The sequence below is a fragment of the Pelotalea chapellei genome (genome assembly GCF_018531195.1).
Taxonomy (GTDB): Bacteria; Desulfobacterota; Desulfuromonadia; order Geobacterales; family Pseudopelobacteraceae; genus Pelotalea; species Pelotalea chapellei.
The window spans coordinates 22,466-37,549 of the sequence record NZ_JAHDYS010000021.1 but is presented as its reverse complement, the minus strand read 5'-3'; the positions used below and the strand labels follow the sequence as shown (position 1 = coordinate 37,549).

General features: G+C 53.4%; 10 protein-coding genes. 7 read left to right on the top strand and 3 right to left on the bottom strand.

The genetic code is table 11. The features are described 5' to 3' along the window. The first annotated feature begins 37 nt into the window (after positions 1 to 37). From KJB30_RS16650 to KJB30_RS16640, 3 genes are all read left to right on the top strand, one after another. Positions 38 to 778, top strand: a complete 741-nt coding sequence (locus KJB30_RS16650) for an endonuclease/exonuclease/phosphatase family protein (RefSeq protein ID WP_214301442.1) — start codon at positions 38 to 40, stop codon at positions 776 to 778. Beyond that, on the top strand, positions 775 to 2,283 hold the full coding sequence (locus KJB30_RS16645; protein WP_214301440.1) for a phospholipase D-like domain-containing protein: 1,509 nt from the start codon (positions 775 to 777) through the stop codon (positions 2,281 to 2,283). Before KJB30_RS16650 ends, KJB30_RS16645 begins: the two co-directional genes overlap by 4 nt. An 85-nt stretch (positions 2,284 to 2,368) precedes the next feature. Continuing rightward, positions 2,369 to 3,172, top strand: coding sequence for an amidohydrolase family protein (locus KJB30_RS16640; protein ID WP_214301438.1), 804 nt, complete (start codon positions 2,369 to 2,371; stop codon positions 3,170 to 3,172). A 60-nt stretch (positions 3,173 to 3,232) separates the two neighbouring features. Here KJB30_RS16640 and KJB30_RS16635 read toward each other — a convergent pair whose 3' ends face one another. Beyond that, positions 3,233 to 3,412 carry a CsbD family protein gene (locus KJB30_RS16635; protein WP_214301436.1) on the bottom strand — a complete coding sequence of 60 codons (180 nt, stop codon included), beginning with the start codon at positions 3,410 to 3,412 and terminating at the stop codon, positions 3,233 to 3,235. Positions 3,413 to 3,564: 152 nt separating this feature from the next. Between KJB30_RS16635 and KJB30_RS16630 the strand changes: the two genes are divergently transcribed. The 4 genes from KJB30_RS16630 to adeC all read left to right on the top strand — a co-directional run bounded on the left by KJB30_RS16630 (position 3,565) and on the right by adeC (position 10,080). Beyond that, complete coding sequence (locus KJB30_RS16630) at positions 3,565 to 4,140, top strand: TetR/AcrR family transcriptional regulator (protein WP_214301434.1); 576 nt, start codon at positions 3,565 to 3,567, stop codon at positions 4,138 to 4,140. Positions 4,141 to 4,200: 60 nt separating this feature from the next. Beyond that, positions 4,201 to 5,433, top strand: a complete 1,233-nt coding sequence (locus KJB30_RS16625; RefSeq protein WP_281415724.1) for an efflux RND transporter periplasmic adaptor subunit — start codon at positions 4,201 to 4,203, stop codon at positions 5,431 to 5,433. Between the two features lie 63 nt (positions 5,434 to 5,496). Continuing rightward, a complete protein-coding gene (locus KJB30_RS16620; protein ID WP_214301432.1) occupies positions 5,497 to 8,658 on the top strand; it encodes an efflux RND transporter permease subunit in 3,162 nt (1,053 codons plus the stop codon). Then, complete coding sequence (gene adeC / locus KJB30_RS16615; RefSeq protein ID WP_214301430.1) at positions 8,659 to 10,080, top strand: AdeC/AdeK/OprM family multidrug efflux complex outer membrane factor; 1,422 nt, start codon at positions 8,659 to 8,661, stop codon at positions 10,078 to 10,080. Positions 10,081 to 10,304: 224 nt separating this feature from the next. Here adeC and KJB30_RS16610 read toward each other — a convergent pair whose 3' ends face one another. Together KJB30_RS16610 and KJB30_RS16605 are read right to left on the bottom strand one after the other, a co-directional pair. After that, the gene (locus tag KJB30_RS16610; RefSeq protein ID WP_214301428.1) at positions 10,305 to 13,946 is read right to left on the bottom strand and encodes a response regulator; all 3,642 of its coding nucleotides are present in this window, start codon (positions 13,944 to 13,946) and stop codon (positions 10,305 to 10,307) included. After that, positions 13,943 to 14,947: a diguanylate cyclase gene (locus KJB30_RS16605; RefSeq protein ID WP_367619006.1), complete on the bottom strand. Its 1,005-nt coding sequence runs from the start codon at positions 14,945 to 14,947 to the stop codon at positions 13,943 to 13,945. Before KJB30_RS16605 ends, KJB30_RS16610 begins: the two co-directional genes overlap by 4 nt. Between the last annotated feature and the right edge of the window lie 137 nt (positions 14,948 to 15,084).

Here is a 15,084-nt window from a genome sequence, read left to right as displayed (position 1 = left end):
TGCTGGTTTCACCTAAAAAGTAATACACCTGGTCCTAATGTCAAAAACCGTTACTGTTATGACCTACAATGTTCACAGCGCAATCGGCATGGACGGCACACTTTCACCCGGCAGGATCGCCGAGGTGATCAACCAGTGCAATCCGGACATCGTGGCACTCCAGGAACTGGACTGCGGAGTGCCGCGTACGGAGATGATCGACCAGGCACACCTGATTGCCCTGAACCTGAACATGTCCTATCACTTTCACTCTTCCATCCAGGTGCAAGGGGGAGCGTACGGCAATGCAATCCTCAGTCACTACCCGGCACGCATGATCAAGGCCGGTCCCCTGCCGACGCAGATCTACAACGAGTCATGTGAGCGCCGCGGAGCGATCTGGGTTGCCATTGATCTGGGGGGTTCGCAACTGCAGGTAATGGCAACCCATTTCGGCCTTAATCGAAAAGAGCGCATGGCCCAGACCGAAGAATTGCTGGGGCCCGAATGGCTCGGGCATGCTGATTGCCATGAGCCGGTGGTACTATGCGGAGATTTCAATGCATTACCCGCTTCACGTGCCTATCGCCGCATCACAGATTCCCTGCGGGACGTCCAGCGCTGTCTCAAGGGAAGACGCCCCCTGGGCACCTGTCCGGTACGTTTCCCTTTCATGCGCATTGACCATCTCTTCATCAGCAACGGCCTTAAAGTACGCAGTTTTACCGTGCCCAAAACTCCTCTTACAAGGATGGCTTCAGACCATTTCCCCCTGGTGGTTACACTGGAGCTGACATGAACATCCTTGAGCCGGGAATCAACTGCATGGGCATCTATGAAACCTGCACGACCGGGGTGATTGTGGATGCCAGGGATTACTATCGCGCCATATACCATGCGGCCTGCGCAGCCGAACGCTACCTGCTGTTTACCGGATGGCAGTTCGATACGGAGGTGAGTCTGCTGCGGGGTAAAGATGCGGAGAAGGCGGCAGGCGATGTACGCTTTCTGCATTTTCTGGAACAGCTCTGCCTGTCAAAACCCGATCTGGAAATCTACATCCTGGCCTGGGACTTCAGCATGATCTTCTCAATGGAGCGGGAATGGTTCCAGGACATCATCTTCAACTGGACTACCAGCGAGAGGATTCATTTCCGTTTCGACAATCGCCACGCAGTGGGAGCGACACACCACCAGAAGCTGGTGGTGATCGACGGCATGCTGGCTTTTGTTGGGGGAATGGACATCTGTGCGGACCGCTGGGACGACCGGCGCCATCTGTTCGAAAATCCTGAACGGGCTGACACCAATGGACCGTTCGACTCCTACCATGATATCCAGTCCTTCCATACCGGACCGGTTGTAGATACTCTCGTCGAAATCTTCAAGCAGCGCTGGATCAATTCCGGAGCTGAGCCGCTTTCGCTTGAACAGGGTAACGGACCTATTCCCCTGGACATGGAACAGCTTATCCCCTTGTCTGCCCGCCAGGTCGGCATCAGCCGGACACAGGCGCTTACTTTCAATCCGCAGCAGAATCATATCCTGGAAATACGCAATCTTTTCATCAAGGCCGTTCTTTCCGCCGAACATTTCATTTATCTGGAGAACCAGTATTTCAGCTCCCAGGCTGTATATAACGCACTGATTGAGCGTATGAACGATCCTGAACGACCACGTCTGCAGATCGTGATGATATTGCCAAGCCAGTTTCCCTTGACTGAAAAACTGTTCATTGGGCGGACCCAGATGAAAATGATGCGCTCACTGCAGCAGGTGGCCGTTGATAGCGGCCACAAGCTGGGTGTATATTCGACCGCCTGCATGAAAGAGGGTGTTCGTCAGATGACCTTCATTCACTCCAAGCTGATGGTGGTGGATGATCGTTTTCTGAGCCTCGGCTCAGCCAACATCACCAACCGCAGCATGGGTCTGGACACGGAACTTAACGTGAGCTGGGAAGCGGAACCGGGACAGGATGAACTGGTCAAATCCATTACCCGGGTTCGCACCTCCCTTCTCGCGGAGCATGCCGGCCTCTTCAATCGCTGCCTGGAGCAGAGCTTTGAAAATACCGACGGACTGGTGGAATACCTCAACAAGCTGGCAGACGATCCGGACATGCGCCTCTGCCACTATGAACCCGATCCATCTCTCGAAAACACTCCCTGGGAGGATGCGCTTGACCCGGTTACCTCTTTTGTGGATCCCCTTGAACATGATTTTGAAAAAATGAGTTCCCGGGACAGTATTTTTGCCAAAGGCATTCACCAGTTGACCCAGTGGGTTAATAGCATCATCTAAAAGCGGGGACCGGAGACTTGGGACCGGTCTTGGTCCCCGGTCGCAGGTTCCAGTTCCAGGTCCCAGGTCTATCAAGGAGGTTCACATGCCATTCAATGAGTTCCCGCTTTTCGACGCACACTTCCATATTATTGACAGCCGATTTCCGTTGGTCCCCAACCAGGGTTACCTGCCGGATAATTTCAACTGCAATGACTATCGTGCCCGCATGCAGCGATACCGGCTGATGGGTGGCGCCATCGTGTCCGGCTCATTTCAGGCTTTTGATAGTGAATATCTGGTGGACGCGCTGACGCAGCTTGGTCCCTCATTTGTAGGTGTTGTCCAACTGCCGGCAACGGTGCCGGACGATGAGCTGCTGAGGCTCGACCGGGCAGGCGTGAGGGGAATCCGCTTTAACCTGAAACGTGGCGGTTCAGAGGAGGTATCACAGCTCGATTACCTGGCACGCCGGGTTCATGAACTGGTCGGCTGGCATACTGAACTGTATGTGGATTCCAGGGAACTGGGGAGTCTTTACAGCACGCTGGTCAAATTGCCGGCAGTCAGCATCGATCATCTCGGCCTCAGCCATGACGGTTTCCCGGCGCTGATCAAGCTTGTGGAGAAAGGGGTTCATGTGAAGGCGTGCGGCTTCAGCCGGGTCGACTTTGATGTTGCCCAGGCGCTGCGGGACATTCATTCCGTTAATGCCGGCGCACTGATGTTCGGCACCGATCTTCCTTCGACCCGTGCGCCGCGCCCCTATCACGACGATGATTTTGTGCTGGTTGTTAACGCCCTTGGGCCAGTGAGTGCCGCACGGGTCTTCCGCGAGAACGCGCTGGATTTCTATCGCCCCAAAGAACGCTTTCCCGCAGACACCATTTCTGGAGCGAAAGCTTCCTGATATACATGTACAGTTATGAAAATAGCCGCCTCGTAAAGAAGCGGCTATTTCCATGTTCAATCATTTATCCAATTTCTTTTCAGCTTTTCCTACATTTTTCTGTATCTTACCTGCTATTTTCTCATCCTGTCCTTCAATAGCCATATTCGGTTTATTAATCGCTTCCCCAACGGCTTGCTTCACTTTGCCCTTGGTCTCCCGAAACTTCCCTTTTACCTGATCTTTTGTGCTCTCTTTCATGCTTTACACCTCCCTTGTAATGCGTGTTTACCGCTATCTGATGCAAGTATAGCAGAGCATTTAAATTTGAAAGCCTGCATGAGCTAATATTTATTTGACAGTTTAGCAGCAGAAGGGTTAATACTGAATGAACGTTCATTCCGGAGGATGAAATGCCAAAGCCAGACAAAAGAGAAGAAATACTCTGTTCCGCATTACACTTGATCGCGGAACATGGATTTCATGGTGCTCCCATGGCGATGATCGCGGAGCGCGCCGGTGTCGGGGCAGGAACCATTTATCGCTATTTTGAAAACAAGGATGTCCTGATCAACGAGATGTACAAGGAACTGGAAAAGCGCTTAACCGCCTATCTACTGGAGGGGTACGCAGTGGAACAGCCGCTCAGGGACCGATTCCTTCATCTTTCAACTGCAGTGCTTCGCTACTGCATTACAAACCCCATTCACTTTAAGTATCTTGAGCAGTTTCACAATTCTCCCTACGGTGTTGCCCATCGCAGAGACAAATTCTTGGGGAAATCGGTCCAGCGTGATTTGTACTGCGAGCTCTTCGAACAGGGTGTCACCCAAGGAACGATCAAAAATCTGCCCATGGTGGTGCTCTGTTCACTGGCCTTCGGCCCCCTGATTTTCATTGCCCGTGATCATATCCTTGGGTTCGTGACCCTTGACGACAAGCTCATTAACAACATTATTTCCGCCTGCTGGGACAGCTTGAAAAGCTAGCCAATATCCAATTTTTCGTCATACTTATTGATTGATAAACATCACAACCCCGAGGTGATTATGCAACACATGTACAAAACCAGGTTATTCGCACTCACAGCACTCATCGCAGTCAATGTAATCATTGGCGGCTGTGGCCAGAAAAAGGCTGCCGCCCCTCCCCCTGCCGGACCGCCCGAGGTGGGAGTAATCACCATACAGCCTCAGCGAGTGGCTGTAACCACTGAACTACCCGGACGTACCTCTGCCTACCTCATTGCTGAAGTCAGGCCCCAGGTGAACGGAATAATCCAGAAGCGTATTTTCACCGAGGGTAGCGATGTCAAGGCTGGCCAGACGTTGTACCAGATTGATCCCTCCACCTATCAGGCCGCCTACGCCAGCGCCAAGGCTGCCGAGTCCAGGGCCGAGGCAAATCTTATCCCGGCAAAGCTCAGGGAAGAACGCTACAAGGAACTGGTAAAGATCAAGGCAGTCAGCCAGCAAGATTACGACAATGCCTATGCCTCATTCCGGCAGGCAGAGGCTGACATTGCTTCTGCCAAAGCTGCCGTTGAGACAGCCCGCATCAATCTGGCCTACACCAAGGTTACTGCCCCGATTTCAGGACGCATCGGCAAATCAGCGGTGACCACCGGAGCACTGGTAACCGCGAATCAACCGGCTGCACTCGCTACGATTCAGCAACTCAGCTCAATGTATGTGGATATAGCCCAGTCCAACACTGAAGTGCTGCGCCTGCAGCAGAGTCTTTCCAGTGGTGTTCTCAAACGCGGCGATACCCAGACCAAAGTAAAACTGCTGCTGGAGAACGGCACCCCCTACCCCATTGACGGCACTCTGAAATTTTCCGATGTCACCGTTGACCCGAGTACCGGCGCAGTCAGCCTTCGTTCACTGTTCCCCAACCCCAAACAGCAGCTTCTTCCCGGTATGTTCGTCAGGGCGGTTGTACAGGAAGGAATCAATGAAAAGGCCATTTTGGTGCCCCAGCGTGGCGTTACCCGTAACCCGGCCGGCAATGCCATGGTAATGGTCGTCGGTGCCGGAGATAAAGTTGAGCCGCGGGTGATCAAAGTGGAGCGGACGGTGGGCGACAACTGGCTGGTCAGCGACGGCTTGAAGCCGGGGGACCGCGTGATTCTGGAAGGAATTCAAAAAGCGCGACCCGGAACACAGGTCAAGACAGTTCCTTTCGTGGCCAAACCGGCTGAAGCGGCACCAGGCAGTACGGCACAAGCCGGAGCTCAGCCAGGCCAGCCAGGCGCACAGCCGGCAGCAGTAAAAAAATAAATTTTGCATCCGACCGATCGGTCGGATCAGTCCTATGTTTTAGTAGCTAACAAGGAGTTTTTCATGCCTCGTTTTTTCATAAACAGACCCATATTTGCCTGGGTCATCGCCATCATGGTCATGCTGGCAGGTCTGCTGGCTGTCAAGAAACTGCCGGTATCCCAGTATCCGGCAATCGCGCCGCCGCAGATCGCCATCAATGCCGTCTACCCTGGCGCCTCAGCCCAGACCGTGCAGGACACGGTCACCCAGGTCATCGAACAAAAGCTGAACGGCATCGATAACCTGATCTACATGTCTTCCACCAGCGATTCGGCCGGGGCGGTCAGTATCACCCTGACCTTCAAGGCCGGCACCGATCCGAACATCGCCCAGGTGCAGGTGCAGAATAAGCTGCAGCTGGCCGTGCCGCTGCTGCCGCAGATCGTCCAGCGCTCGGGGATCCAGGTTGTCAAATCAACCAGAAACTTCCTGCTGATTGTCGGCCTTGCGTCTGAAGACGGTTCCATGGATCGCAATACCCTGACCGACTACATGGTCTCGAACCTCCAGGATATCGTCAGCCGCCTGGATGGAGTTGGTGAACTGATGGTGTTCGGCACCCAGAATGCCATGAGGGTCTGGCTGAATCCGACCAAGCTGAACAACTATCACTTGACCAGCAATGAGGTGGTTGCGGCGCTGCAATCCCAGAACGTCCAGGTATCTGCAGGTCAGTTCGGCGGCATCCCTGCGTCCGAGGGGCAGCAACTGAACGCCACCATCAATGCCCGAACCCTGCTGCAGACCCCCGAGCAATTCGATGCCATCGTGCTGCGGACCAATCCTGACGGCTCCACGGTCAAGTTGAAGGATGTAGCCGAAAGTAAAATCGGCACCGAGAATTACGAGATCCAATCCTACTACAACGGCAAACCGTTGGGCGCAATGGCCATCCGACTGGCAGCAGGGGCCAACGCCCTGGAGACAGGCGAGCGGATCAAGGCCAAGATGGCCGAACTATCGAAATACATGCCTCCCGGCATGAAGGTGGTCTATCCCTATGATTCGACCCCCTTTGTCAAAATTTCGATCGAAGAGGTGGTGCACACCCTGATCGAGGCTGTCTTCCTGGTTTTCATCATCATGTTCCTTTTCCTGCAGAACATCCGCGCCACGCTGATCCCGACCATCGCCGTGCCGGTCGTTCTGCTCGGCACCCTTGGGGTACTGGCCGCCACCGGCTACTCGATCAACACCCTGACCATGTTCGCCCTGGTCATTGTCATCGGCCTGCTTGTTGACGATGCCATCGTCGTTGTCGAGAACGTGGAACGCATCATGTCCGAGGAAGGCCTTCCGCCCAAGGAAGCGACCATCAAATCCATGGGGCAGATCACCAGCGCCCTGTGGGGCATTGCCACCGTGCTTACGGCGGTCTTTCTGCCGATGGCCTTTTTCCCCGGCTCCACCGGCGTAATCTACCGCCAGTTTTCGGTCACGATCATCTCTGCCATGATCCTGTCGGTGTTCGTGGCGATGATTCTGACGCCGGCCCTGTGCGCCACGATGCTGAAACCGGTCGAGAAAGGGCATACTCCCGGAGAATGCGGCTGGTTCTGCAGTTTTTTCCGTTGGTTCAACAAAGTGTTCGACTGGTGCCGGCACAAATATGAAGGGATTGTCGGCCGCTCCTTCGGCAAGCCGGTCCGTTATCTGGTGGTTTATGGCTGTATTGTAGCCGCCATGGCCTTCTTCTTTCTGCACCTGCCCACGTCGTTCTTGCCGGATGAGGATCAGGGTTTCATCATCTGCCAGGTCCAGTTGCCGGCCGGAGCGACCCAGGAGCGGACCATCCAGGTCATACGGGACCTGGAACAGCATTTCCTCAAGAATGAATCCAAAGCAGTGGAAGGGGTCATCACCGTGGCCGGCTTCAGCTTTGCCGGTCGGGGGCAGAACATGGGTCTGGCCTTTGTCAGGCTCAAGCACTGGGACGTTCGCAAGGGCAAGGATCTGAAAGCTTCCGCCATTGCCGGCAGGGCCATGGGGGCTTTCTCGAAGTTCAGAGACGGTATGGCTTTCGCCTTCTCGCCGCCGGCAGTCCTCGAACTGGGGGTAGCCAACGGCTTTGATCTTCAGCTGCAGGATCGTAGCGGACTGGGGCATGAAAAACTGATGGAGGCTCGCAACCAGCTCCTGGGCATGGCCATGCAGAACAAGAAACTGATTGCAGTACGCCCCAACGGCCAGGATGACTCGCCCCAGTTCAAGCTGGACATCGATGACGTGAGGGCAGGCTCGCTGGGGGTATCCCAGGCCGACATCAACAGCGTGCTCTCCACAGCCTGGGGGTCCACCTACGTCAACGACTTCATCCAGAACGGACGGGTCAAGAAGGTTTATGTTCAGGCTGAAGCAACAGCACGAATGGTGCCGGAGGATATCAACACCTGGTACGTCCGCAACAACAAAGGCGAGATGGTACCTTTCTCGGCCTTTGCCACCGCCCGCTGGCAGTACGGCTCGCCTCGCCTGGAGCGTTACAACGGCATTTCCGCTGTTGAGATTCTGGGTCAGGCAGCGCCCGGAATCAGTACCGGCGAAGCCATGGACGAGGTTGAAAAGATGGTGGCTAAGCTTCCGCCAGGAATCGGATATGAATGGACCGGCCTCTCCTATGAGGAAAAGAACGCCGGGGCTCAGGCGCCGGCGCTGTATGCCATCTCACTGCTGGTCGTGTTTTTGAGCGTGGCAGCCCTCTACGAAAGCGTGACAATCCCGTTGGTTAACCTGCTGATGCTGCCGCTGGGGCTTGTCGGGGCCGTGATCGCCGTAAAGCTGCGCATGTTCCCCAACGACGTTTATCTGCAGATCGGTCTCTTGACCACCATCGGTCTTTCCACCAAAAACGCCATCCTGATCATCCAGTTCATCAAGGAGCTGATGCATCAGGGACACGACCTGGTCGAGGCCACCCTGATGGCTGTCAAAATCAGGCTGCGCCCGGTCATCATGACTTCCCTGGCATTCTTCTTCGGCACCCTGCCGCTGGCGCTTACCAAAGGAGCCGGCGCAGCAGCCCAGAATGCCATCGGAACCGCAGTAACCGGAGGATTGCTTTCGGCCACCTTTATCGACCTGATCTTCATACCCTTCTTCTTTGTAATGGTCTCGAAGTTGTTCAGGAAAAAACAGCCTTCCACACAACCAGCCGCTACGGATAGCGCCATGGAGGTGCATTGAATGAAACGCACACTTAAAATATATCTTGCCGGTGGGGCCTTACTTTTGATGGCCGGCTGCAGCACCATGGCTCCGAAATATTCCCAGCCCGCCTCCCCTGTCGAAAACTCCTGGCCCAGTGGGCCGGCCTATAAACAGGAAGGCAAGCCGGCCGACAAACCGCTGGCGGAAGTTCCCTGGCGGGAGTTTTTCCTGGACCCCCAATTGCGCAAGCTGATCACCCTGGCCCTGGAAAAGAACCGGGACCTGCGTGTTGCAGCTTTGAATATTGAAAGATCCAGAGCACAATATCAGATCCAGCGCTCCGATCTGTTTCCCAAGGTAGATGCCACTGCCGGCGCAACCTACCAACGGCTGCCTGAGGATTTCTCGAGCAGCGGCCGCGGGGAGAATGTTCACCAGTACAATGTCGGTCTCGGCGTCGCTTCCTATGAAGTCGATCTGTTCGGTCGGGTGCGCAGCCTGAAAGACCAGGCCCTTGAGCAGTTCCTTGCAACTGAACAGGCCCGACGCAGTGTACAGATCAGTCTGGTATCCCAGGTGGCCACCGGCTATCTGATTCTCGCTGCAGATCAGGAGCGACTGAAAATTGCCAAAGACACCCTTGCCAACCAGCAGTCATCCTATGATCTAACTAAAAGCCGCCTGGACGCCGGTGTCGCCTCGGCCCTCGACCTCCACCAGGCACAGACCATCCTGGATGCTGCCCGGGTGGATATTGCCCGCTTTACCACCTTTGTTGCCCAGGACATCAATCTCCTCAGCCTTGTGGTAGGAGCACCACTGTCGGCGGATCTGATGCCCCAGGCGCTTTCCGAAAGGCTCACAGCCCTAAAGGAAGTGACTCCCGGCCTGCCCTCGGAGGTATTGCTCAAACGTCCCGACATCCTCCAGGCAGAAAACCTGCTCAAGGGTGCCAATGCCAACATCGGGGCTGCACGCGCAGCGTTTTTCCCGCGCATTACCCTGCTGTCAAGCGTCGGCTTCGGCAGCCAGGAGCTGGCAGGACTGTTCACAGGGGGCGCCTTTGCCTGGAGTTTTGCTCCGCGTGTCTCTCTGCCTATTTTCGAAGGGGGAGCAAACCGGGCCAATCTGAAAGTATCCGAAGTGGACCGGGATATCTCTGTCGCCCGTTATGAACAGGCGATCCAGGTCGCCTTCCGCGAAGTAGCCGACGCCCTTGCCCAGCGGGGAACCATAGAGGACCAGCTGGCAGCCCAGCAATCGCTCACGGACGCCACGGCACAGACCCACTTTCTCTCCCAGGCTCGCTACGACAAGGGAGTCGACAGTTATCTGAACGTGCTCGATGCCCAGCGATCACTCTACGTCGCCCAGCAGAATCTGATCAGCGTTCGCCTTGCCCGGCTGGCCAACATGGTTACTCTGTACAAGGTGTTAGGCGGCGGATCAGAAGAATAGCGTTGAACTGAAATGACAAAAACAGAGAGGCCGCATCATGTCAGATGCGGCCTCTCTGTTTTGATATCAACTCGCTCCCAGCTCTCACACTTCACGAGACTGTTTAAATACCCAGGTTGTTCAAAAATAGTCAGATCGTCGCAACCGGAGAAAGACCCGCGGAGACGTAGCAGCGCTACGTCGCACAAGGTGGCTTTCGAGGACGGCGGCGAGATGGCTGTTTTTCAACAACCTTTTAAAACAGAAACCACGGCCTCTTCCAGCTTAACCAAGGCTGTGGCGAAATCCAGCCGGTCGACGGCTTTCTGCACTTTGCTTAAACAGGCGGGCTGATCCAGAACCAGCCCAAGAGCCTCAAGCAACTTGATAGCTTCTAGATCATTCTTGATCAGAGATTCCCTGAGCTGTTGAATCAGTAGCTGTAACTGTTCCGAGGAGGCGGTTGGCTCGCTTTGTTGTTCCATAGACTCTGCCTGCTCTCTCAGTATCCGTGCCGATTCCAATACCCTGCTTAACTGAAGCTTTACTGCTTCGATCAACGTGTCCAGACTCTCCTGATTTCCTTCACAGATCGCATCTTCAAGATCCGTCGTTGCAAGGCAAAGCTGGTCTGCACCAATTGTTCCGGACACTCCACGTAATGTGTGCAGCATTCTGCCCACCCACTGCTTATCATTGGCTTCAAGAGCATGTTGGACATCCTCAACAGCAGTTGCGTACTGCTCTCCGAACTGGACAATGATCTGTCGCAGCAGTTCACTGTTGTCGTCCAGCCGTTCCAATGCAGACGGAAGGTCTATCCCAGGGAGCTGTTCAGGCAACGCCCTGAATGAAACCATCGGTAACGAAGGGTTATTATCCTTATCCTGCACATCGGAAGAATCAATATTTTTGGGAGTAATCCATTTCGTCAGCGATGCATACAGCTGTTGCGGATCGATCGGCTTGGCCAGGTGATCATTCATACCCACATCAAGGCATTTTTTGCGTACCTCCGGCATGGCATGAGCGGTCATGGCAATGATCGGCAGTTCCTCATAGCTGAACATTTCCCTGATCCTGATGGTAGCTTCGTAACCGCTCATTACCGGCATCTGCAGATCCATGTAGACTGCGTCGAAAGGGGCATGTTCCGGTCCCAGTTTTTCCAGGGCAGCCAGACCATTATCAGCAACTTCAACCATAATCCCTGCCTGCTCCATGATCTCCCTGGCCACCTGCTGATTGATCGGGTTGTCCTCAACAATCAGCACCCGGCTTCCATATAGAAGCTTCAACTCATTCATCCATGTCGATAGCTGATTGGATCGGTGGACAGGAACCTGCTGCTGGTTTCCGAGCTTTTCAAGGATTGTATTTAACAGGCCTGAAGGCTGTACCGGTTTGGTCAGGTACGAGGTATTTTTAAGAGCTGCAGCAGTGCGCTTGGCTGCATCCTGGCCAAAAGCCGCGATCATTATGATGGCAGGAGCGCTTGAGGCCAGACCCTCTTCCCGAATTCTGCGGATTGTCTCTAGTCCATCCATTTCAGGCATCTGCCAATCCATAAAGACAATGGCATAAGGATCATCGGCTTGTGACTCTGTCGCATGCCGAAGTTCGGCAATGCCGGCTGCCCCTGAATCGACGGCTGTAACCCTGAAAGAAAAGGAACTCAGCATGCTGATCAGAATATTGCGCGCCACCTCATTGTCGTCAACCACCAGTGCCCGTAATCCCCTTAATTCAGCGGGAAGCAGCGGTTTTTCAGTCTCATTTTCAGCCGGAAGGGCTAAAGCAATGGTAAAGGAAAAACGACTCCCTTTTCCCGGAGCGCTCTCCAATTCGAGAGAACTGCCCATCAAGCCGAGCAAACGCTTGACAATGGATAGTCCCAGACCTGTCCCGCCATATCGGCGTGATGTCGAGCTGTCTGCCTGGGAGAATGGCTCGAAAATCCGTTCCTTCTGTTCCCGATTCATCCCGATACCGGTATCGGTGACGGAAAAGGTAAGCGGAAGCATGCCGTTTTTCAAAGGAGCCGCCTGTTCAACCGCAATCACGATATGTCCTGAATGAGTGAACTTGATAGCATTACCGGTAAGGTTGCTCAGAATCTGTCCAAGACGAAGCGGATCGCCGATAAGAACAGGTGGCAGCTCAACCGGCAGCGAAAAAAGAACTTCCACTCCCTTTTCTGCAGCTCTGCCACCGATCACAATACCGAGATGCTCAAAAACATCGCTCATCTCAAATGTGGTCGCCTCCAATTCCATTTTACCGGCTTCAATTTTTGAAAAATCAAGAATATCGTTGATAATGCCAAGCAGAGATTCGCTCGAGCTGAGGATCTTCGAAACATAGTCGCGGGAACGTTTGGTGAGGTCAGTCTGAAGGGCCAGATAGGCCATACCCGATATGGCGTTCATGGGAGTACGAATCTCGTGACTCATATTGGCAAGGAATTCACCTTTGATCCGACTGGCGGACTCGGCAGCTTCCTTGGCACTTTTAAGTTCAAGCTCTATCATTCTTCGTTCAGTGATATCCTCAATAATTCCGATCACCCGGTTCGCAACGTGATTTTGATCGAAATAAACCCGTGCAATACCGCGCAAGCTGCGAACCTCACCATCTCCACGGCGAATCCTGAAAACCACATCAAAAGCCGGACCATCATTGATGGCTGCCTGAAGTGCTGCTTCGGTGGCTGGAAGATCTTCCGGCAGCACCCGCTCACGCCACAGGGAATAACTAGCAGATGTTCCTGTACGTTCCAGACCATAGATAGCGTACATGGCATCGTCACATATCAATGATCCTGTAACCGGATGGTAATCCCATACTCCGAAACCAGCCGCACCTGTTGCCAATTGCAGACGTTCCGCAACCTCTGTAATGGCAGCGGCAGCCTGTGCTGTCTGCTGTTCGTTCTCGCGTCTGCGCTGCTGATGCATGTACATCCCAGTCGCTGCAATCAGCCCCATCAAACTAAAGAGCACCCCTTTAATCATGGAGTCGCGTCTCCATGTCTCGAATATCACGTACTGATCGCGGCCTGCAGCCACCACCAACGGCTTGTCCATCTTCAGCTCTTTCGGCTGGATGGTATGCCAGACCATCAACTTGTTTATTTCACCGGTGGCATATACCGTGCCGGTCTGCACGGTTGTTTCCAGACCGCTGGCCATATGCCTGCTGAAGAAAGTACCTGGTATGGCCATATTTTTACCGGCTATACCCTGTTTTTCTGGATGGATCATGAACAGAAGACCGTCCCCGTGGGCGATAAAAGTCCACATATCAGGAGCAGAGAGTACAGATGAAAGCAATGTGCTGAAATAGGCAGGATCAAGCGCTGCTGTTACAATTCCGGCAAAACTGCCGTCGGCAGCTTTGAGACAGCGCCCGACACTGATTACGAAAGACCCGAGCATCGTCTTGAAAGGGGGCGAGATGTAAAGAGTGTCAGGGTCAAAACCTTCTTTCGGCACCTTGAAATAATCACGTTCCTGAAGGTTTTTACCAACCAGCTCCTTCCGGCTGGAAGTCAGGATTGTACCGCCGGCATCCATTATAAAGAGAGTGCGAATGCCGGGCATTGCATCAACCAGATTACTCATCCTGGAATCGTGACCTGCATCAGCTTTAGAAATTGAAAATTCATGCTGCAACGAAGTTAGGACCTGGTTAACCGACTCCAGATTTTTCGCTAAATTTAAATGGATAATTTTTGCCTGAACCAGAAGTCGATCCTGTTCCCGTGCAAGGGTACGGTGATAATCCTGATGGATGTGCAATCCAAGGAGGCTGCCGAGAACAAACAAAGCGAACAAAAGAGATCCCCATTGATATTTCAGCCTCTTGATAAACCTTTGCTCATTCATGACTTCAAGTCACCCGTCATAAATTCCTGAGGGTATTTCAGCTGATCATGAAAATCATCGAAAACCATGCTTACCACTCTGTTTCTGCCTGCATCCTTGGCCTGATACAGTGCCTTGTCAGCATGGAAGGTAAACCAGTCAGCACTCCGTGATTCACTTGCCTGTGCCGTAACGACACCAACACTGCAAGTAACATGAGAAGCAACTTCGGAACAGGAGTGGGGAATGGCAAGGTGGGCAACCTTCCTTCGCAAATTTTCTGCAAGCTTTAAAGATTGTGTGGCCTTCGTATTAGGCAGAATGACGACAAACTCTTCACCGCCATAACGGACCGGCAAATCACCAGCCCGCTTGAACGAGGCCAACAACGTCCGTCCGACCAGGCGCAAACATTCGTCACCAGCCAGATGCCCATAGTGATCGTTGTAGTTTTTAAAACAATCGAGATCAACCATGAGCAGCGAGAGAGTTTCACCACTGCGCTGGGCACGCCTGACTTCATCGCACATGGCTTCGTTAAACCAGCGCCTGTTGGCAAGTCCGGTCAGGCTGTCCTGCCGGGCCAGCACTTCCAGTTGCTGGTTCTTAAGGGTCAACTCCTTTGTCAACAGCATCAGCTTGTCACTGTAATGCTTTAGCTCAAGATGGTTTTTAATTCGAATTTTCAAGACCGGGGGGCTGATTGGCTTAGTGATGTAATCGATCGCACCCGCCTCAAGCCCTCTTGCTTCGTCCTCGATACTTGTTATGGCTGTAATGAAGATAACCGGAATCCTGCTTGTAGCCTCATTGCTTTTCAACGCAGCACAGACTTCGTAACCGTCCATCTCCGGCATCATGATGTCGAGCAGAATCAGGTCGGGAAGTTCTCTCTGGGCAACGTTGAGGCCGTCGCTGCCGCTAACCGCAAAGTAAATTCGGTAATGATCCTGCAGGATCTGGTTGATTACCTGAATATTGGCTGGAGTATCATCAATAATCAGAATTTTGCGTTTAGCCACTGGAGTTGTCATTATGAGAATAGATCCTTTACGCTCTGGTTACACTTAAGACAGTACATTCAGTTGGAAGGTAACTGTGAAACGTTTTGATTTCCGGAAATTTACTATTAATAAACTGGTAAATCAATGAGATTGCC